The sequence below is a fragment of the Motilibacter aurantiacus genome, from assembly GCF_011250645.1.
Taxonomy (GTDB): Bacteria; Actinomycetota; Actinomycetes; order Motilibacterales; family Motilibacteraceae; genus Motilibacter_A; species Motilibacter_A aurantiacus.
Window position 1 is genome coordinate 1 of the sequence record NZ_JAANNO010000002.1, and the last position, 19777, is coordinate 19777.

Sequence of the window (19777 nt, forward strand, 5' to 3'; positions counted from 1 at the left end):
AACACCCCGGGCACGAGGCTCATTCCCACCGGATCAGCTCCGCCCTCCCGGGCCTCGCCTCTCCGTTCTTGCTGCCTCCAGAGCTTATCAGGCCCTGCCGGCCGCCTCTGTCTCTCGACGTCGGCTATTCCTTGCCGCCTTGCGAAAGAAATTGTAGCATTTCTTCCGCAAGGCGCGGGGCCGACCTCGTCGGTCGGCTTTCCCGCATGCCGTGCGGTCGAAACCTAGCAGGCTTCCCCTCGGCTGTTCCTCGGCCGGCCACCCGCCCCGGAAAGCGTCGTCGTGACGCCCGGATCAGGTGCCCCTTCGCCGAGGCACGAGGAGGTAACTTACAGCCCTCCTCGCGGCCCGTCAACCCGGCCCCGTGCGCAGACCCGGTGCCACGACCGGTGCCACGACCGGTGCCACGAGCTGTGCCCGCTGCGCTGCCCACCGCGTGCCGCTTCCGTTCATCGGCCCTCGGCAGCCCGACCTGAGCGGTCCGGTCCCGCGCCCACTGAGCGACGTCCCCAGCCCGGCGTCCCCACGTGCACGACCGGGCTGACGCGGGCACCCGAGGCCCCGTTCACGCAGGCCGCCCATGCGGCCCTGCTCACACGGAGCCCCTCGAGGAAGCCCCGGAGCGAACGGGCCGGGACGGGCGCGCTGAGCTGCCCATCCCGGCCGATGCAGGGGCGACAGGACTTGAACCTGCAACCTGCGGTTTTGGAGACCGCTGCTCTGCCAGTTGAGCTACGCCCCTCCGCGGCGCGGGGCATCCCCGCGGCGCGCCGTCACCATACCGTGTGCGCGCCGCGCGCGGAGCCGACTGCCCCCGGCCCCACCCCACAAGCCCCACCCGCGCCCGGCAGGGCACGCACCGCCCGGTGCGCAGCCACCCCACAGCTGCCTTTCGGGCTGCTTTCGTGGTGAGCGGGTTTCCTCGTGGCCATGAGGAGCGAGGGATCGGGCACGGTGTCGGCGCAGGCGGCCAGCGGTACGGGGCTGCTCGGGCCAGCCGACTGGGAGCGCATCGTCCAGGAGCAGCAGCCGCGGGTCTACCGGTTGGCCTACCGACTGACCGGCACCGCGTCGGACGCCGAGGACCTCACGCACGACGTCTTCGTGCGCATCTTCCGCTCCCTGCACACCTACACCGAGGGCAACTTCGACGGCTGGGTCACCCGGATCACGATGAACCTCTTCCGGGACCGCTGGCGCCGGCGCAAGCGGCTCCTCATCGAGCCGACCGAGAACGACGAGCTCGTGGCCTCCTCTGCCGCCGCCCCCTCCTCGGAGGAGGCGTGGCAGGCCGCACACCTGGACGTGGACGTGCGGGCCGCCATCGCGGGCCTGCCCCCGGCGTACCGCGCGGCCGTGGTGCTGTGCGACCTCGAGGGCATGGCGTACGAGCAGGTGGCCGACGCGCTCGGCGTGAAGCTGGGCACCGTACGCAGCCGCCTGCACCGCGGCCGGGCGCTGCTGCGCGTCGCGCTGGCGCACCGTGCCCCGCAGGCCGGCGCCGCCGCAGGTGCCGCCCGGCGGAGCCTCGCGGCGGTCGAGCGGCTGCGCCCCGCCGCGCTCGGCGCCGCCTGAGGGATCCCGTCGCGGCCGGGAAAGCGCTCTCCCGCCCCCGGTTGGCACCTCGTTGCCCTGGCCACCGGGCCACCGGCTCGACAGCTGCCCCGACAGCCCGCCCCGGCACCCCGCCGGCGGCGGGCTGTCGACGTCACGGCCGGCGCCCGAGCTGCTGCCCGGCTCCGCTCCGTCGGCGGTCCCGGGCAGGATGCGTCCCGTGCTGCTCGCCGACGTCGCCGCCGCCTCCGCCGACCTGGCGGCCACCCGGTCACGCCTGGCCAAGGTCGAGTGCATCGCCGCGGCGCTGGCCGCCGCCGACCCGGCCGAGGCCGCGGTCGTGGCCGCGTACCTCGCCGGCGAGCTCCCCCAGCGCCGCACGGGCGTCGGCTGGGCGTCGCTGCGCGAGCTCCCGGCGTCCGCTCCGGCCGCGTCCCTGCAGGTGCTGGAGGCCGACCGCGAGTGGGAGCGCATCGCCGAGGTGAGCGGGGCCGGCGCCCAGGCCGAGCGCCGGCGGCTCGTCGAGGCGCTGTTCGCCCGTGCGACCGGGCCGGAGCAGCAGCTGCTCCGCGGCCTCGCCCTCGGAGAGCTGCGCCAGGGCGCACTCGACGCGCTGGTGGTCGAGGGGCTGGCCAAGGCCGCCCACGCTCCACTCACGGCCGTCCGCAGGGCAGTGATGCTGCGCGGCTCCACACCCGCAGTCGCCGCAGCGCTGCTCTCCGAGGGGCCGTCAGCGTTGGACCGGTTCCGGCTCGAGGTCGGACGACCGGTCCACCCGATGCTGGCTTCCAGCGCCGCGGACGTGGCCGAGGCGCTGGCCAAGGCCGGCCCGGCCGCGGTCGAGGAGAAGCTCGACGGCATCCGGGTGCAGGTGCACCGGCGCGGCGAGGACGTCGCGGTCTTCACCCGGACGCTCGACGACGTGACGGCCCGGCTCCCGGAGATCGTCGAGGCCGTCCGCACTCTGCCCGCGCGCGAGCTGGTGCTGGACGGGGAGGCACTGGCCCTCCGCCCGGACGGCCGGCCGCGCCCCTTCCAGGAGACGGCGTCGCGCACCGGCAGCCGGGTCGACGTCGCCACGGCTCGCACCCGCGCCCCCCTCTCGGCGGCCTTCTTCGACGTGCTGCACCTCGACGGCGAGGACCTGCTGACGGCGACGACCGCCGAGCGCCACGCCCGGCTGTCCGCCGTGGTGCCCGAGCCGATGCGCGTGCGCCGGGTCGTGGTCGACGGGCCGGAGCACGCTGCGCTCGCCGAGCAGTTCGCCGCCGCGTCGCTGGCGCGCGGGCACGAGGGCGTCGTCGTCAAGGCGTTGGCGGCGCCGTACGACGCGGGGCGGCGCGGCGCCGCCTGGCTCAAGGTCAAGCCGGTCCACACCCTGGACCTCGTGATCCTCGCGGTGGAGTGGGGGTCGGGGCGGCGCAAGGGCTGGCTCTCCAACCTGCACCTCGGGGCCCGTGACCCGGCGGGCGGGTTCGTCATGCTCGGCAAGACCTTCAAGGGGCTGACCGACCAGATGCTGCAGTGGCAGACCACGGCCCTGCTCGAGCGCGCGGTCGAGCACCCCTCCTGGGGTGTCGTCGTCCGCCCGGAGCTCGTCGTCGAGATCGCCTTCGACGGCGTGCAGGCTTCCAGCCGCTACCCCGCGGGCATGGCACTGCGCTTCGCGCGGGTCGTCCGGCACCGGCCCGACAAGGCCGCGGCCGACGCGGACACCGTCGATGCGGTGCGCGCGCTGCACCAGTCCGCGAGCGGCTGAGGAAGCACCGCGCCGGCAGGTGAGAACGCCGCATTCCCGGGCAAGGTCGGCCTCGTCCGCTCCTCCGGCTCCGAAGGGAACGCCATGGCCTCCGAGCACACGCCCGCCGACGACGTCGTCTACGACCTGGTCAGCGTCCAGTACCACGCCCTCAAGGCCGCGCAGACGTACGACAAGTACCAGCAGGACGCGCACGACCACGCGGAGATCCGGGAGTTCTTCGCCCAGTGCGCCGAGGAGGACGCCCGCCGGGCGCAGCGGTGCCACGAGCTGCTCGCCCAGGTCACCGGGTCGAGCCAGAGCTGACGCGCGCGCACCGCTCGGCCGGTCAGCCGCGCAGCGCGGCCAGCACTCCGTCGTTGAACGGCTGCCAGGCCTGCGCCGCCCAGTCGCCGAAGGCGCGGTCGGTGAGGCAGACGCACGCGGCGCCTTCCTCCGGGCCCACCCAGAGGAAGGTGCCGCTCTGGCCGAAGTGGCCGAAGGTCCGCGGGCCGGCGGCGGCGGCCGTCCAGTGCGGCGCCTTCGTGCCGCGCAGCTCCGGCCCGAGCCCCCAGTCGTTGGGGGCCTGCCGCCCGTAGCCGGGCACCACGCCGCTCAGCCCGGGGAACTGCACGGACGTCGCCTCGGACCAGGTGTCGGGGTGCAGCAGCCGGGGCGCCTGCAGCTCGCGGGCGAAGGCCAGCAGGTCCTCCAGGGTGGACACGCCGTCGCGGGCGGCCGACCCCGGCAGCCCGGTCGACGCCATCCCGAGCGGGGCCAGGACGCCCTCCTGCAGGTACGCGGCGAAGGCCATCCCCGTCGCGGCCTCGACGGCGGCGGCGAGCAGGTCGTACCCGGCGTTGCTGTAGACCCGGCGCGCGCCGACGGCGGCGGCGGTGACGGCGGCCGAGTCGGGAGAGACCCCGCTGGCGTGCGCGAGCAGGTGCCGCACGGTGGCGCCGGGCGGCCCGGCCGGGTCCTCGAGCGAGAGCGCCTCCTCCTCGACCGCCACCAGCACCGCGTACGCCGTGAGCAGCTTGGTGACCGAGGCCAGCCGGAACTCGGTGTCCAGCGGGCCGGTGGCCGCGAGCACCGTCCCGTCCCGGGCCACGACCCCGGCCGCGACGGTCGTCACCGGCCAGCCCTCGGCGACGGACAGGGCCTGCTGGATGCTCGACGTCACGGCCTCGACCCTAGGGGCGACCCGGAAGCCTGCCGGGGGCGGGAGCGTTGGCAGGATCTGAGCCGTGCCGACGCCGGCACGCGAGGACCTCGAGGAGCCGTGGATGACCCTGCCCCAGGACACCGACCCGAAGCTGGCCCAGTACGCCCACCCGGAGCGTCTGGTGACGACGGCCTGGCTGGCCGAGCACCTGGGCGACCCCGGCCTGGTCGTCGTCGAGTCCGACGAGGACGTGCTGCTCTACGACACCGGGCACGTTCCCGGCGCGGTGAAGGTCGACTGGCACACCGAGCTCAACGACCCGGTGAGCCGGGACTACGTCGACGGCGCGCGCTTCGCCGAGCTCATGGCGGCCAAGGGCATCGCCCGGGACACGACCGTGGTGTTCTACGGCGACCGCAACAACTGGTGGGCGGCGTACGCGCTCTGGGTGTTCACCCTGTTCGGCCACGCGGACGTCCGCCTGCTCGACGGCGGGCGGGCCAAGTGGGTCGCCGAGGGTCGCGAGCTGACGACCGACGTCCCCGAGCGCCCGCGCGGCGACTACCCGGTGGTCGAGCGCGACGACGCCGCCGTGCGCGCCTTCAAGGAGGACGTGCTGGCCCACCTGGGCAAGCCGATGGTCGACGTCCGTTCCCCCGGCGAGTTCTCCGGCGAGCTGCTGCACATGCCGGACTACCCGCAGGAGGGCGCGATGCGCGGCGGGCACGTGCCGGGAGCGCGCAACGTGCCATGGGCACGCGCGGCCGCGGAGGACGCGACCTTCAAGCCGGTGGACGAGCTGCGCGCGATCTACGAGGGCGAGGCCGGGCTCTCCACCGGGGACGACGTCGTCGTCTACTGCCGTATCGGCGAGCGCTCCTCGCACACCTGGTTCGTGCTCACCCACCTGCTGGGCTACGACAAGGTCCGCAACTACGACGGGTCCTGGACCGAGTGGGGCAACAGCGTCCGGGTGCCGATCGAGAAGGGCGCGTCCGCGTGAGCGAGCTGCCCCCCGCGCTCGCGGAGGTCGTCGACGACTTCGCGGCGGTCCCGGCGCGCGACCGGCTGCAGCTGCTGCTCGAGCTGGGCAACGAGCTGCCCCATCTGCCCGAGCGCTACGTCGCGGCGCACGAGGCGATGGAGCAGGTGCACGAGTGCCAGTCGCCGCTCTTCCTCAAGGTCGAGGTCGACGGATCTGCTGATCAGGGAAAGCGGGTGCGCCTGTTCTTCGACGCGCCGAAGGAGGCGCCGACCACCCGGGGGTTCGCCGGCATCCTGCACGCCGGGCTGGACGGCGAGGCTCCCGAGACCGTCCTCGCGGTGCCGGACGACTTCTACCTGCGGCTGGGGCTGGCCGAGCTGGTCAGCCCGCTGCGGCTGCGGGGCATGGCGGCCATGCTCGCCCGGGTGAAGGGACAGCTGCGGGCTGCCGCCTGACGGGCCCGACGTCGAGCCGGGCGGTCGAGAGGCGCTGCCGGCTGCAGGCCGGGCGGAGCCCGTCGCCCGGCCGCAGCCGCGGCGCGCCAAACTTGAACCCTTCAAGTTCTTGACTCGATCATGCTGCTCGCGAGAGGCTAGGGGCGTGGAGGAGACGGCGGCACGGCTTCGGTCCGCAGGGCTGCGGCCCACCGCCCCTCGGGTGGCGGTCCTGGCCGTGCTCGAGGCCGAGCGGGCGCACCTCACGGCCGACGAGGTCGTGCGGGCCGCGCGGCAGCGGCTCGGCGCGCTCAGCGTGCAGGGGGCGTACGACGTCCTCACCGCGCTGACCACGGCGGGGCTGCTGCGCCGGATCGAGCCCGCGGGCTCGGCGGCGCGCTACGAGGCGCGGGTCGCCGACAACCACCACCACATCGTGTGCCGCTCCTGCGGCGCCATGCAGGACGTCGACTGCGCCGTCGGCGAGGCCCCGTGCCTCGTCCCGTCCAGCGCGGCCGGCTTCGTGCTCGACGAGGCCGAGGTCACGTGGTGGGGGCTGTGCCCCGGCTGCCAGGCCCGACAGCAGAGCAAGCCAAGAATCGACGACGAGATGGAGGAGAGCGCGTGACCGACGTCGCGAGCAAGGGTTCCCAGGCCGGGGACGACCGGGCGATCCTCACCAATCGCCAGGGCCACCCGGTCTACGACAACCAGAACCAGCGGACCGTTGGCGCCCGTGGGCCGGCGACCCTCGAGAACTACCAGTTCCTCGAGAAGATCAGCCACTTCGACCGCGAGCGCATCCCCGAGCGCGTCGTGCACGCCCGCGGCGTGACGGCCTACGGCTACTTCGAGGCCTACGGCACCGTCGGTGACGAGCCCGTCTCGACGTACACCCGCGCCAAGCTCTTCCAGGAGAAGGGCAAGCGCACCGACGTCGCCCTGCGCTTCTCCACGGTGGCCGGTGGCCGCGACTCCTCCGAGATGGCGCGCGACCCGCGCGGCTTCGCGGTGAAGTTCTACACCGAGGAGGGCAACTGGGACCTCGTCGGCAACAACCTCGGCGTCTTCTTCATCCGCGACGCGATCAAGTTCCCGGACTTCATCCACTCGCAGAAGCCGGACCCGGTCACCTTCGAGGCCTCGGTCGCGAACCGCGCGTTCGACTTCTTCAGCCAGACGCCCGAAGCCCTGCACATGATGATGCTGGTCTTCAGCCCGCGGGGGACCCCGGCGACCTACCGCCACATGCAGGGGTTCGGCGTGAACACCTACAAGTGGGTCAACGCGCAGGGTGAGACCAAGCTGGTCAAGTACCACTGGCTGCCGAAGCAGGGCGTGAAGTCCTACACCGCGGCCGACGCGTCGGCCGTGCAGGCGCAGACCCTCGGCGCCCACACCAAGGACCTCTACGACTCGATCGAGCGCGGCGACTACCCGGAGTGGGAGCTCAACGTCCAGCTGATGGACGACCACGACCACCCCGAGCTCGACTTCGACCCGCTGGACGACACGAAGACCTGGCCCGAGGAGCAGTTCCCGCTGCGCCCGGTGGGCCGCATGGTCCTCGACCGTATGCCCACGGACTTCTTCGCGGAGAACGAGCAGATCGCGTTCGGCACCGGCGTCCTCGTCGACGGCCTGGACTTCTCCGACGACAAGATGCTGGTCGGCCGGACGTTCTCCTACTCGGACACCCAGCGCTACCGCGTCGGCCCGAACTACCTGCAGCTGCCGGTCAACCGGCCCAAGGTCCAGGTCAACACGAACCAGCAGGGCGGCCAGATGTCCTACGGCCGCGACCACGTCGGGACCAACCCGCACGTCAACTACGAGCCCTCGATCACCGGCGGCCTGCGCGAGGCGCAGTACCCGACCCACGACGAGCAGGGCCCGGTCATCACCGGCCGGCTGACCCGCAAGCGCATCCCGCGGACCAACGACTACAAGCAGGCCGGCGAGCGCTACCAGCTGTCCGAGCAGTGGGAGAAGGACGACCTGGTCCTGAACCTCGTCACCGCGCTCAAGCAGTGCGACCGGCCGATCCAGGAGCGCATGGTCTGGCACTTCTTCCTCGTGGAGAACGAGCTCGGCCAGCGCGTCGGTGAGGGCCTCGGCATCACCGCCGACGACGTCCGCCACCTCGAGCCGCTGCAGTCCCAGGACCTGACGGACGAGGACCGCGAGCGCCTCGCCAACCTCGGCAAGAACCCCCCGCGCGACGTCTCCGGCCTCACCATGACGCACTGCGTGCCCAACGAGCACGTCGTCGTCGCCGGCTGACCTTCCCGCCGTACGCCCGACGGCCGCCGCCTCGATCCGCAAGGACGGGGACGGCGGCCGTCGTCGTTCGCCCCCTCCCCGTCGCAGCGAGCGGGAGCGGTCAGGCCCGCGTACGCCGGCGGCCGCTGACCAGGTCGGCGAGCCCGAGCAGCAGCGCCAGCACGACGAACCCGGTCGAGATACGGAACCCGTCCTCGAGCGCGCCCGCCCAGTCCTGGCCGCGCGAGCCCTCCAGCGCGCCGAAGAACGCGACCCCGACGACTGCGATGCCGAGGGCGGTCCCGACCCGCTGGCCGGTCTGCAGGACGCCGGAGGCGCTGCCGCTCTGCGCCGGCGGCACCTCCGACAGCGCGATCGAGGTGTTGGGCGCGATGACGAGGCCGCTGCCCGCGCCGGCGACGAGCAGGGGAAGGGCGAGCGCCCAGCCGATGCCCGTGCCCTCGACCTGCGTGACGAGGACGTCGCAGGCGACCAGGCCGACCGCGACCAGCGCCAGCCCGAGCACCACCAGGCGGCGCCCGGCCCGGTGCACGAGCCGCCCGCCGACCGCGCTCGCGATGCCGGACCCGATGGCGAAGGGGATCTGCGCGAGGCCGGCCTCGAGGGCGGAGTAGCCCCTCCCCTGCTGCAGGAACAGTGTGTAGACGAAGAAGATCCCGGTGAACCCGGCGAAATAGACGGTGCCGATCGCGTTGCCCAGCGTGTAGGACCGGCGCCGGAACAGCGCGAGGTCGATGACCGGGGACCGGCCGCTGCGGGCGTACCTGCGCTCCCAGGCGACGAACAGTGCCAGCACAGCAAGCGCCAGGGGGATCAGCAGCCACTTCGCCGCGCTCTGCCACTCGCGCTCCTCCACCAGTGGCAGGAGCACGAGCACGACCGCCGCGCCGAGCAGGACGACCCCGACGGGGTCGAGGGTGTCCTTGCCCTTGGCCCGCACCCGGCCGGGCAGCAGCTTCCAGGCGAAGGGCAGCAGCACCAGGCCGATGGGCAGGTTGACGAGGAAGACGTACCGCCACCCGTTCTCCTCGCCGAAGGCCTCGATGAGCAGGCCGCCGGCCAGCGGCCCGATCGCGGTCGACAGCCCGATGACCGCTCCGAGCAGGCCGAACGCCTGCCCGCGCTCCTTGCCGCGGAACATCTGCTGGATGACCCCGGCGTTCTGCGGGATCACCAGGCCGGCGGCCGCCCCCTGCAGCAGCCGGGCGACCGCGAGGAAGGTCGGGCTCGTGGCCACTCCGCAGAGGACGCTGGCCGCGGTGAAGGCCGCGATGCCGATCACGAGCAGGGACCGGCGCCCCTTCGCATCGCCCAGCCGCCCCGCCGGGACCAGCAGCAGCCCGAATGCCACGGCGTAGCCGGAGAGGATCCACTGCAGGTCGCTCTCGGTGGCCTCCAGGCCGCTCTCGATCGACGGCAGCGCGACGTTGACGATGCTGACGTCGAGCAGGGTCATGAAGGCCGCGACGAGGCAGACCGCGAGGGCGCGCCAGCGGCGCGGGTCCTCCTCCTCCGAAGGCTGGGACGGATCGGGCGTAGGTGGACGAGATGGCGCCGAGGTCACCGTCCCAGGCTCACCCGCCAGGCGCGGCTTCACACCCTGCGGGCTGCCCCCGTCACCGGCTCAGGGCCGAAACGGCCACAGCGTCGGGGAGGCGGACAGTGCGGCGACGAGGAGCACGGCACACGCGAGAGCCAGCAACGCCCCGGCGAGCACCCGCGCCCGGGCGGCCGGCAGCAGGGCCTGCACGGTGCGCGCGAAGCCCCGTCGTACGGTCCGCCGACCGGGCCCCAGGACGGTCGCGGTGAGCGCGAGCAGCGCACCGGTCGCAAGGACCGCGTCCGTCACCTGCTCGGAGTCGCGGTGCCGCTCGGGCTCGGTGAGCCCGCCGGCCAGCCCGTCGAGGGGGACGCCGCCGAGGGCGAGCGCGGCGAGCACCGCGAGCGAGGCCGCCAGCACCGAGACCGGCAGCGCGGCCAGCGCGCCGAGGGCGCCGCGCAGCAGGTGCCACGGCAGGCTGGCGACGGCCACGACCCCGTCGCTGCGCCGCGGGCCGTACGCCTCTCGCCGGCGGCGCCGTGCGCACCCGGCAGCGTCGACCGAGCGGAACAGCACGCTGAGCAGGACCCCGGCCGCGGCCACCAGCACCGGCGCCGCGACGGCCGCCGCCACGAAGGCGATGCCGGCCAGCAGGCCGAGCGCAGGCTGGGGGCGGACGTCCGCCGCCACCGGCTCGCTGCCAGGCTCCGATCCCAGCAGGGCCGCTGGCTGCCCGGGCGACCCCGGCGGCTGGGCGCTCTCGAAGCCCTCCGGGCCCTCGGGGACGTACGCGGCGGCCGGGCGAATGGGCTCGGCCTCGCCCCACGCCTGCGTCGCGGCGTCGGGCCAGGCCTGCGCCGGGCGGGGCGGGGGGATGGCCTCGGTCGGGGCGGGGTCGTCGTCCTCCGCGGGGCGCAGCCTCCGCAGGGGGCGCAGCGGCGGCTCGGAACGCAGGCCGCCCTGCTCGGCGGCCTCCAGCAGCTCGACCGCCGTCGGGCGTTGCGCGGGGTCCAGGTCGGTCGCCGCCCGGACGAGCGGCAGCAGCCAGCCCGGCACGCCCTCCAGGTCGAGGGACCCCGCCAGCACCCGGTGCAGGACGCCCTCGAGGTGGCCGCTGCCGTACGGCGGGCGGCCGGTCGCCGCGTAGGCCACGGTCGCGCCCCAGGAGGAGACGTCCGAGGCGGGAGTGGCCCGGAGCCCGCCGAGCACCTCGGGGGCGACGTAGCCGGGTGTGCCGAGCAGCAGCCCGGTCGAGGTCAGCCGGATGTCGTCGGCCAGCAGCGCGACGCCGAAGTCGACGACCACCGGGGAGCCGTCGGCCAGCAGCACGTTGCCCGGCTTGAGGTCGCGGTGGACGACGCCCACCGAGTGGATCGTCACGAGCGCGCGGGCCAGCCCGACGACGAGCTCGCGCAGTGCCTCGCCGCGCAGCGGGCCGTGGGCGGTGACGTGCTGGGGAAGGGAACGGCCCTGCACGTAGCGCATGGCGAGGTAGGGGGTGGGCCCGTCGACGTCCACGTCGACGACCTCGGCGACGTGCGGCCCGACGACGCGCTGCAGGGCCTCGGCCTCGCGCCGCAGCCGGTGCCGCCCGTCCGGGTCACCCACCAGATGCGGGCGCAGCACCTTGACCGCGACCGCCCGGCCGCCCGGGTCGAGCGCGAGGTGGACGACGCCCATGCCGCCTTCGCCGACGCGCCCGAGCAGGCGGTACGGGCCGAGATGCTCCTCGGCACGCACGGGCTCTCCCACCCGAGCACCGTATCCGCGCCGGTGCGTCGGCCGAGGAAGGGCGCCCGGCGCGTCGGGGCGCGTCTGGTGGGCGGAGCGGCCCGGCCGGCGGGCGGAGCGGCACAGCCGGCGGGCGGAGAAGGCGCCGACCCTGGGGGTCTCGGCGCAAGTATGGGGGGCGGGCGCTTCGTTGCGCCCGCCTCGGCAATACAAGCCGAGCGGCAGGGCAGGGACAAGGGTCCTGGTATCTCAGGATCGTAACGATGCGTTGCCAACCGGTAGCACATCTGAAACTTCCGCAGGATCCCCCGGAAAACGGGGTGGCACGCCCGAGAACTCCCGGACGTGCCACCCCGCTGGATCCGCTCTTCTGCGGGCGGGCGTGGGTCAGGGCGCGCAGTTGTACGCCGGCGCAGCCTTGGCCTCGACGCCGACACAGCGGAAGGCCGCCGGGTTGACCGCCGACGGCGGCGCCCAGAGCGCGGAGGCCTGCTCGTAGTCGTAGGCGAAGCCGAGCAGCTCCGGCTCCGTGTAGGCCTTGCCGAGGAAGCCGATGCCGAACGGGCGGCGGGTGGACGCCTGGTAGCCGGCGGGCACGATGACGGTCGGGTAGCCGGCCCGGGCGCCGATCCCGGCCGACGAGCTGGACTGGAAGACGATCGTGTCGAGGTCGTTGGCGGCCATCACCGCGTCGATGCGGTCCTTGCTGGCCGCCAGGTCTGCGGCCCGGTCCGCGTCGCGCCGTGCCTTGGCACCGGCCAGGTCGACGGCCTCGGACGCGAACAGCTGGGTGGCCCCGAACTTCTGCGTCTCCCGCGGGTGCGCCCGGTAGTAGTCGGCCACCGCGCCGATGTCCTTCATGACGTAGTTCGGCTGGGTGCGCGTCTGTAGGTAGGTGTTGAGGTCGGCCTTGAAGTCGTAGGTCAGCACCGACGAGGCCGGGCCCGCCGTGGAGAGGGTGATCGGCACGAGGGTCGCCCCCTCCGCCTGCAGCGTGCTGAGGGCGTTGTTCCAGAGCGCCCCGGAGTCGCCGGTCGGCGCCCCGTTGGACAGGACGCCGACACGGGCCCCCTGCAACGCCGTCGTCGACAGGTCCGCCGTGAAGTCGTGGCCGACGAGCGGCGCGCTGGACGCCGTCGCCGGGTCGGCCGGGTCGACGCCGGTCATCGCGGTGAGGAGCGCCGCGACGTCCGCGACGTGCCGGCCCATGGGGCCGGCCGTGTCCTGCGCCCCGGAGATCGGGATGATGCCGGTGCGGCTCACCAGCCCCAGCGTCGGCTTGACCCCTGCGAGCGAGTTCGCGTTGGACGGGCTGAGGATCGAGCCGGACGTCTCGGTCCCGATCCCGACCGGGGCCATCCCGGCCGCGATACCCGCGCCGGTCCCCGAGCTCGAGCCGCTCGGGGTCTGGCTGGTGTCGTAGGGGTTGAGCACCTGGCCGCCGAGCGAGCTGTAGCCGGACGGCATGCCCGAGGTGAGGAAGTTGGCGAACTCGCTCAGCTTGGCCTTGCCGAGGATGACGGCCCCGGCCTTGCGCAGCTGCTTGACGAGCGGGGAGTCGTCGAGCGGGAAGTTGTCCGCTAGGGCCAACGACCCGGCCGTGTTGGGGACGCCCATGAGGTCGATGTTGTCCTTGATCAACACCGGGACGCCCATCATCGGGCCCAGGTCGACGCCCTTCTTGCGCAGCTGGTCGGTGTCCTTCGCCTCGCGCTTCCAGTTCGGGTTGAGCACCTGGACGGCGTTGATGCCCGGGCCCTTGGAGTTGATCTGCTCGATCCGCTCGATGTAGAGCTCGGCAAGGTCGACGGCGTCGATCTTCTTCGCCCGGAGCAGGGACTGCAGCTCCGGGACGGTGACCGTCTCGATGTCGAAGAGGGTGGTGGTCGGGTGCGAGTCGGCGACGGCGGAGTCGCCCGTCGTCCCGAGGGCGACGCCGAGGCTGACGAGGACGGACGCGGCACCCAGGGCCGCGACCTGTCGACGCCGGGGAAGGGACAGCAGGGACACGGGCTGCACTCCTCGTCGGGGGTTGTCGGGAGCGCAACCCCATCACCGAACGGGCGCACTACCACGGCGGGCGGCGATCTGGTGACATAAGCGTTACGCCGCGTTAACGCCGGCGGGAGCCGCGGCAGCCCCGCGCAACCTGCCGGACACGTCCACCCGCGGCGGCCTCGCCCGGGTGCCGCCCGGACTCCCCCGCGCCCGTCAGGCGCGGACCGGGCGCACCTCGCCACGCCGGAGCGCGGCGTACGCGTCCGGGTCGTCCGCGGCGAGCCGGGACCGGGCCAGCCGGCGCAGCCGCACCACCTGGAACGCGCCCACGGCCCACACGACGTACTGCACGGTCAGGCCCCAGCGCAGCGCGGCCGCGCCGTAGCCGCCGTCGGGTGACAGGGCGCTCACGACCGCGCCCACCGCGACGATGACGAGCAGCGCCGAGAAGAACCCGCCCACGTTGACGATCCCGGTCGCGCTGCCCATGCGCGTCATGGGGTTGAACGTGCGGGCGTAGTCGAAGCCGATCATCGCGCCGGGGCCGTTGACGCCGAGCACGAGCACGAGCAGGACGAGCAGGGCCATCGGCGCCTGGCCGGGCCAGGCGAGCACGAGGCCCCAGGCCAGGGCCGTGGAGGAGACGACGCCCAGCACCACCCAGGAGCGGTGGAAGGGGTGCCGGCCGATCAACGCGCCCATCAGCGGGCCGACGACGACGCTGGTGAGGGTGAGCAGCGTGAGCAGCCCCGCGGCCGTGCCCGGTGAGCGGTCCTCGGCGATGACGAGGAACGGGTAGCCCCAGAGCAACGTGAAGACCGTGCCGGAGAACTGCGTCACCAGGTGGGTCCAGAAGCCCAGCCGCGTGCCCGGCTCGCGCCACGACGCGGCGAGCTGGCGGCGTACGGCGGCCCCATCCGGCTCCGCCCGGCGCACGGCCCGGCCGGTGGGCGCGTCACGGACGACGAGGGCCGCGAGCAGCGTGACCGCCCCTCCCACGAGCGCCGCGGTGCCGAAGGCCGCGCCCCAGCCCGGCCCGTGGAGGGCGGCGACGAGCGGATAGGACGCGGCCACGGCGCCGAGCGCGCCGATCTGGCCGGTCAGCTGGACGAAGACGGGGTTGCGCTTCGGCGGGAGCCACACGGCCACGAGGCGCAGCACGCTGATGAAGGTGAGCGCGTCACCGCAGCCGAGGACCGCCCGCGCCGCGACGGCCGCAGGCAACGACTGCGTCGTGGCGAGCGCGAGCTGCCCGAGCGCCATGAGCAGGCCGCCGGTGGCGATCAGCCGTCGCGAGCCGAACCGGTCCAGCAGGAGGCCCACCGGGATCTGCATCGCCGCGTAGACCGCGAGCTGCACGAGGGAGAGCAGCGAGAGCAGCGCCGCTGTGGCGCCGAGCCGGTCGGACGCCTCGATGCTCGCCACACCGAGCGAGGAGCGGTGGAAGACCGCGACCAGGTAGGCCAGGACCGCGACGCCCCAGATGACGTAGCCCCGCCGCGCGAGCGCTGCGGGCGAGGGCTGCGGAGCGGCGTCGAGCGGGGCGGTCACGTGTGCCCATGGTACGTCGCCGCGCCCCCCCGACCGCGGTGTCAGCCGGTGTCAGCCGGTGTCAGCCGGTGTCAGCAGCCGGTGTCAGCCGGCCCGGCCCCCGCGCGGCTGTCGCCCGCCCGTCGGCGAACGGTCGCCTCGTCGTCGCCGGGAAGAAAGTTCACCTCGGCTATCGTTGACCCCGTCGGTGGCCGAACGGGCCACCGCCCTACCGTTCGCGGGCCTCGCCCGCGGGTCGCTTCCCGTAGCTCGTCAACGCCTGCCGGCTCCTCGTGCCGTCGTGCGCCGCAGCCCGGTTCGGCGGCCGACGACTGCTCGAGGGAGCTCTCTCATCCGTACGTCGCAGCACAGCTCGTCCCGCTACAGCTCCGGCCGCTCCAGTGGCCAGTCCCGCTACACCCGCCGCCCGTCCGGCGGCCCCCGCAGCTCCGCGCCCCGCCCCTCGGCCCGCGCGGTGAGCGCGCTCGAGGCGGCCTTCGCGGCCGCCCCCGTCGCCGAGAACGTCGACACGACCTGGCAGGCCCTGGGCCTGAACCAGCGCCTCGTCACCGGCCTCGAGCGGCGCGAGATCACCAAGCCCTTCCCCATCCAGGCCGTCACCTTCGTCGACGCCGCCGCGGGCCGGGACGTCCTCGGACGTGCCCGCACCGGGTCCGGCAAGACCCTGGCGTTCGGACTGCCCCTGCTCTCCCGCCTCGCCACGCTGCGCGAGGTCTCCGGGCCGCTGCCGGGCCACCCGCGCGGCCTCATCCTGGTCCCGACCCGCGAGCTGGCCGTGCAGGTCCAGGACGCGCTGCAGCCGCTCGCCCACGGCGTCCGCCTGCGCACCCTGGCGGTCTTCGGCGGCGCCAGCATCGGCCGGCAGATCTCCGCGCTCGAGCGCGGTGTCGACCTCGTCGTCGCCACGCCGGGCCGACTGCAGGACCTGATCGACCGCGGCGCTTGCTCGCTGGCCGAGGTCGAGGTCACCGCGATCGACGAGGCGGACCACATGTCCGACCTGGGCTTCCTGCCCGTCGTCGTGAAGCTGCTCGAGCTCACCCGCCCGGACGGCCAGCGGCTGCTCTTCTCCGCGACCCTCGACGGCGCAGTCAGCACGCTCGTCGAGCGCTTCCTCAAGGACCCCGCGCTGCACGCGGTGGCCTCTGCCGAGGCCTCGGTGGACACCATGGACCACCGCGGTTTCGTGGTCCGCGACACCGAGGAGAAGATGGCGGTCCTGACCGAGATCGCGGCCCGGCCGGCCCGGACCATCCTCTTCGTCCGGACCAAGCACGGAGCCGACCGGCTCGCCACCCGGCTGACCCGGGCCGGCGTGGACGCCGCGGCGATCCACGGTGACCTGCGGCAGAACGCCCGCCAGCGCGCGCTCGACTCCTTCGCCGCCGGCCGCACCCGGGTGCTCGTCGCGACCGACGTGGCCGCGCGCGGTATCCACGTCGACGACGTGGACCTCGTGATCCACGTCGACCCGCCGAACGACCACAAGGACTACCTGCACCGCTCCGGTCGCACGGCCCGCGCCGGCGCCTCCGGGCTGGTGCTCTCGGTCCTCGTGCCCGGCGAGCGGCGCACGGTGGAGCAGATCTGGCGCCGGGCGGGCGTGACCGCCGAGCTGGTGCACGTCTCCCCCGGCTCGGACGCCGTCCGCGCGGTCGCCGAGTCCGGCGAGCCGGTCGTCGTCGTTCCGGAGCCGGTCCGCGAGGAGCGCCCGCGCACCTCGTCCGGCCGGTCGGGCTACGGCCGCGGCCGAAGCGAGAGCCGCGGCTACGACCGCCCGCGCGGTGAGCGCGGCTCGGACCGGGCCCGCCACCCCGAGAGCGGCCGCCCGGACCGTGGCCCGGCTCGCCCGCGCCGCAGCGCCGGCCGCCCGGCCGGCGAGCCGGGCGCAGCCCACAGCTGACCCACGCGTACGCGACGGCGGGCCCTTCCTCCGGGAAGGGCCCGCCGTTTCGCGTGCCGGGGCAGGGCACACTGCGAGCCCGGGCCCGGCAGCACCGCCACGCCGATCCCGCGCCGGTGTCGGCCGACCCCACCCGACCCGGAGCGACCGCAGAGCGCAGGAGGACGACGCCCGTGAGCCCCGACCGCCGGCCGCCCGCGCGCCCGCGCATCGTGGGGGCGACGCGCCCCGAGGTGTCCCCCGAGCCCGGCCGGCACGAGCTCACCGGCGCGACGGCCGAGCTGCTGCGCGACCTGGACGTCGACGAGGGGTGGGTGCTGCTCATCGACGGGGTGCCCAGCTCCTACGTCGACCTGGATGACCCGACCCGGCTCGGGTTCGAGTACATGCACTGGATCGGCGGCGTCCTCGACAGCCTCGCCCCCGCCGGGGAGCCGCTGGACACCGTCCACCTGGGCGGCGGGGCCTGCTCGATGGCCCGCTTCGTCGCCGCGACCCGGCCGCGCTCCCGACAGCTGGTGCTGGAGCGGGACCCCCGGCTGATCGAGCTCGCGCGCGACGTCCTCGGGCTGGTCACCGGCCCCCTGCTCCGGGCGAAGGCCCGCGAGGCACGCGCCGGGCTCGCCAAGGAGCGGGACGCAAGCGCCGACGTCATCATCCGCGACGCGTTCGCGGGGGTCGACGTCCCCGCCCACCTGCTGACGGTGCAGTTCCTCCACGAGGCCGCGCGGGTGCTCCGTCCGGGCGGGACGTACGTCGCCAACCTGGCCGACCGGCCGCCGCTGCCGCTCGCCCGGCGAGAGGCGGCCAGCGCCCTGCAGGTGTGGCCGCACGTCGCCCTCCTCAGCGAGCCCTCGGTGCTGCGCGGGCGCCGCAACGGCAACGTCGTCCTCGTCGCCTCGCACGCCCCGCTGCCCATCGAGGCGCTGCTGCGGCGCACCTCCTCGGGCGCCGCGCCGGCGCGGGTGCTCTTCGAGGAGCGGCTGGTCGACTTCGTCGCGGGGGCGGAGCCGTACGTCGACGAGCCGGGGGTCACGGACGGCACGGACGGCACCGACGGCACCGGGGATCAGCCCGGGGCGCCGGAGGGCTCGACCAGCGCGGGGTGACGCGGGTCGTCGACGCGGACCACCACGTCGGCGGTGGACTCGGGGTCGGCCTCGTCCGCGTACCGCTCGTACGCCGGCAGCGACCACCGCGCCTCCTCGGGCGTGCGCCGGGCCAGCGTCGCGGGCCGGACCGCGAGGTGCACCGTGAGGTCGAGGTCGAGCCATCGGCCGAGCAGCAACGCCCCGTCGAGCAACAGGACGGAGCCCGGCGGGGCGAGCTCGTAGGCGGCCCGGGTCGCCCGGTCGGTCACCGGGTCCCACAGCGAAGGCAGGTAGCGGCCGCTGCCGCCCGGGCCCAGCGGGGCGAGCACCTCACGGTCCAGCCCGGAGACGTCGAGCCAGTCCTCGTAGTACGCATCGGGGTCCTCGCGCCCGTGCTCGAAGCGGAGCGACGCGGGGCGGAGGAAGGCCTGCGCCCTCACGCGCAGGGCCGGCCGCCCGTGCGCCCGCAGCGGGCCCACGAGCGCGTCGGCGAGCCGTCCGGGGTCGGTGGGCGGCGCGCCGTCCACCGCGACCCGGACGTACCCCCCGGGGTGCTGCTGCGCTATCACCCCGCTCAGGTGGTCGACGAGCCCGTCCGGCGTAAGTGGCCGGACTCGCATGCCGGAATCTGGGCTCAGGCGTGCACCGTCGACATGTCCGGGTACCGGTCGCCCGCCGTCGCCCCGAGCGGGAACGCCCCGTCGATGCGGCGCAGCTCCTCGGCGCTGAGCACCACGTCGTCGGCGGCCACGTTCTCCCGCAGGTTAGAACGCCGCTTCGTGCCGGGGATCGGGACGACGTCCTCCCCCTGCGCGAGGACCCAGGCCAGGGCGAGCTGGCCGGGGGTGACGCCCTTGTCCTGCGCGATGGCGTTCACCGCGTCCAGCAGCTCGAGGTTGCGGGCGAAGCTCTCGCCCTGGAAGCGCGGGTTGGCCCGCCGGAAGTCGTCCTCGGCCAGGTCGTCCAGGGACCGGATCGTGCCCGAGAGGAAGCCGCGCCCCAGCGGGGAGTAGGCGACGAACCCGATGCCCAGCTCGCGCACGGTGTCGAGCACGCCGTTCTGCTCCGGGTCGCGCGTCCACAGCGACCACTCGGTCTGCAGCGCGGTCACGGGGTGCACGGCGTGGGCCTTGCGGATCGTCTCCGGTGCGGCCTCACTGATGCCGAGCCGGCGGACCTTGCCCGCCTCGACGAGCTCGTGCAGCGCGCCCCACGTCTCCTCGACGGGCACCGTCCGGTCGACGCGGTGCTGGTAGTAGAGGTCGATCACGTCCACGCCCAGCCGCTGCAGCGACGCGTCGCAGGCCTGCCGGACGTACTCGGGGCGGCCATTGACCCCGACCCGGCTGCCGTCCGGGCGCCGCTCGTTGCCGAACTTCGTCGCCAGGACGACCTCGTCCCGGCGGCCGGCGATCGCCTTGCCCACGAGCTGCTCGTTGGTGAACGGGCCGTACATGTCCGCCGTGTCGAGCAGCGTGACGCCGGCGTCCAGCGCGGCCCGGATGGTCGCGAGCGCCTCACCCTCGTCACCGGTGCCGTAGAACTCGCTCATCCCCATGCAGCCGAGGCCCTGTGCGGAGACCGCGAGCGCCGCGCTCCCCGTGCCCAGCGTGCGCGTGTGCATGCCCTCACCTCTCGGTAGTCCACGTATCCGCCTCCCTGTCTACCCCCTCCGGCTCGCGGGCCACCCGGCGAGTGCAAGCGGGTCTCAAGCCGGTCGCAGGCGTGCGCCAAGACGACCGCGTCACGGTGGGCCCGTTGGCGACGCGCCGGGACCCGGCGCGCGACCGGACTCGCTGGAGGG

16 protein-coding genes and 1 tRNA gene are annotated in these 19777 nt (G+C 74.4%); 9 read left to right on the forward strand and 8 right to left on the reverse strand.

All coding sequences use genetic code 11. The features are described 5' to 3' along the window. Nucleotides 1–669 precede the first annotated feature (669 nt). A tRNA-Trp gene (locus tag G9H72_RS04040) sits at nucleotides 670–742 on the reverse strand. A 188-nt stretch (nucleotides 743–930) separates the two neighbouring features. Between G9H72_RS04040 and G9H72_RS04045 the strand changes: the two genes are divergently transcribed. From G9H72_RS04045 to G9H72_RS04055, 3 genes are all read left to right on the forward strand, one after another. Next, a complete protein-coding gene (locus tag G9H72_RS04045; protein WP_166167909.1) occupies nucleotides 931–1575 on the forward strand; it encodes a sigma-70 family RNA polymerase sigma factor in 645 nt (214 codons plus the stop codon). A gap of 199 nt (nucleotides 1576–1774) precedes the next feature. After that, nucleotides 1775–3313: an ATP-dependent DNA ligase gene (locus G9H72_RS04050; RefSeq protein WP_166167912.1), complete on the forward strand. Its 1539-nt coding sequence runs from the start codon at nucleotides 1775–1777 to the stop codon at nucleotides 3311–3313. 84 nt (nucleotides 3314–3397) lie between these two features. Next, nucleotides 3398–3619 carry a hypothetical protein gene (locus tag G9H72_RS04055; protein ID WP_166167915.1) on the forward strand — a complete coding sequence of 74 codons (222 nt, stop codon included), beginning with the start codon at nucleotides 3398–3400 and terminating at the stop codon, nucleotides 3617–3619. Between the two features lie 22 nt (nucleotides 3620–3641). Here the strand turns inward: G9H72_RS04055 and G9H72_RS04060 are convergent, their stop codons facing one another. Further along, a complete protein-coding gene (locus G9H72_RS04060) occupies nucleotides 3642–4475 on the reverse strand; it encodes a serine hydrolase domain-containing protein (protein ID WP_166167918.1) in 834 nt (277 codons plus the stop codon). Between the two features lie 103 nt (nucleotides 4476–4578). Here G9H72_RS04060 and G9H72_RS20895 point away from each other — a divergent pair, with 103 nt between their 5' ends. From G9H72_RS20895 to G9H72_RS04075, 4 genes are all read left to right on the forward strand, one after another. After that, complete coding sequence (locus G9H72_RS20895; RefSeq protein WP_196790775.1) at nucleotides 4579–5460, forward strand: sulfurtransferase; 882 nt, start codon at nucleotides 4579–4581, stop codon at nucleotides 5458–5460. Continuing rightward, nucleotides 5457–5897, forward strand: coding sequence for a SufE family protein (locus tag G9H72_RS20900; RefSeq protein WP_331271968.1), 441 nt, complete (start codon nucleotides 5457–5459; stop codon nucleotides 5895–5897). The genes G9H72_RS20895 and G9H72_RS20900 overlap by 4 nt, the downstream gene beginning before the upstream one ends. A gap of 145 nt (nucleotides 5898–6042) precedes the next feature. Beyond that, entirely contained in the window at nucleotides 6043–6504 is a 462-nt protein-coding gene (locus tag G9H72_RS04070; RefSeq protein ID WP_166167924.1) for a Fur family transcriptional regulator, read from the forward strand. Further along, on the forward strand, nucleotides 6501–8159 hold the full coding sequence (locus tag G9H72_RS04075; protein ID WP_166167927.1) for a catalase: 1659 nt from the start codon (nucleotides 6501–6503) through the stop codon (nucleotides 8157–8159). Before G9H72_RS04070 ends, G9H72_RS04075 begins: the two co-directional genes overlap by 4 nt. A 100-nt stretch (nucleotides 8160–8259) precedes the next feature. On the opposite strand, the gene G9H72_RS04080 is transcribed toward G9H72_RS04075, so the two are convergent. The 4 genes from G9H72_RS04080 to G9H72_RS04095 form a co-directional block, all read right to left on the reverse strand. Then, nucleotides 8260–9723, reverse strand: coding sequence for an MFS transporter (locus G9H72_RS04080; protein WP_166167930.1), 1464 nt, complete (start codon nucleotides 9721–9723; stop codon nucleotides 8260–8262). Between the two features lie 60 nt (nucleotides 9724–9783). Beyond that, nucleotides 9784–11451 (reverse strand): serine/threonine-protein kinase, encoded by a 1668-nt coding sequence (locus G9H72_RS04085; RefSeq protein WP_166167933.1) that lies wholly within the window; start codon nucleotides 11449–11451, stop codon nucleotides 9784–9786. A 366-nt stretch (nucleotides 11452–11817) separates the two neighbouring features. Continuing rightward, nucleotides 11818–13440, reverse strand: a complete 1623-nt coding sequence (locus tag G9H72_RS04090; RefSeq protein WP_166167936.1) for an amidase family protein — start codon at nucleotides 13438–13440, stop codon at nucleotides 11818–11820. A gap of 201 nt (nucleotides 13441–13641) precedes the next feature. After that, complete coding sequence (locus tag G9H72_RS04095; RefSeq protein WP_331271969.1) at nucleotides 13642–14979, reverse strand: MFS transporter; 1338 nt, start codon at nucleotides 14977–14979, stop codon at nucleotides 13642–13644. 454 nt (nucleotides 14980–15433) lie between these two features. On the opposite strand from G9H72_RS04095, the gene G9H72_RS04100 reads away from it, so the two are divergent. Both G9H72_RS04100 and G9H72_RS04105 read left to right on the forward strand, forming a co-directional pair. Continuing rightward, nucleotides 15434–16882 (forward strand): DEAD/DEAH box helicase, encoded by a 1449-nt coding sequence (locus G9H72_RS04100; RefSeq protein ID WP_166167939.1) that lies wholly within the window; start codon nucleotides 15434–15436, stop codon nucleotides 16880–16882. A 173-nt stretch (nucleotides 16883–17055) separates the two neighbouring features. Further along, the gene (locus tag G9H72_RS04105) at nucleotides 17056–17991 is read left to right on the forward strand and encodes a spermidine synthase (protein ID WP_331271970.1); all 936 of its coding nucleotides are present in this window, start codon (nucleotides 17056–17058) and stop codon (nucleotides 17989–17991) included. On the opposite strand, the gene G9H72_RS04110 is transcribed toward G9H72_RS04105, so the two are convergent. Both G9H72_RS04110 and G9H72_RS04115 read right to left on the reverse strand, forming a co-directional pair. Continuing rightward, nucleotides 17952–18593 carry a nucleoside/nucleotide kinase family protein gene (locus tag G9H72_RS04110; RefSeq protein ID WP_166167942.1) on the reverse strand — a complete coding sequence of 214 codons (642 nt, stop codon included), beginning with the start codon at nucleotides 18591–18593 and terminating at the stop codon, nucleotides 17952–17954. The genes G9H72_RS04105 and G9H72_RS04110 overlap by 40 nt on opposite strands. Before the next feature lie 14 nt (nucleotides 18594–18607). Beyond that, on the reverse strand, nucleotides 18608–19597 hold the full coding sequence (locus tag G9H72_RS04115) for an aldo/keto reductase (protein WP_166167945.1): 990 nt from the start codon (nucleotides 19595–19597) through the stop codon (nucleotides 18608–18610). Nucleotides 19598–19777 lie beyond the last annotated feature (180 nt).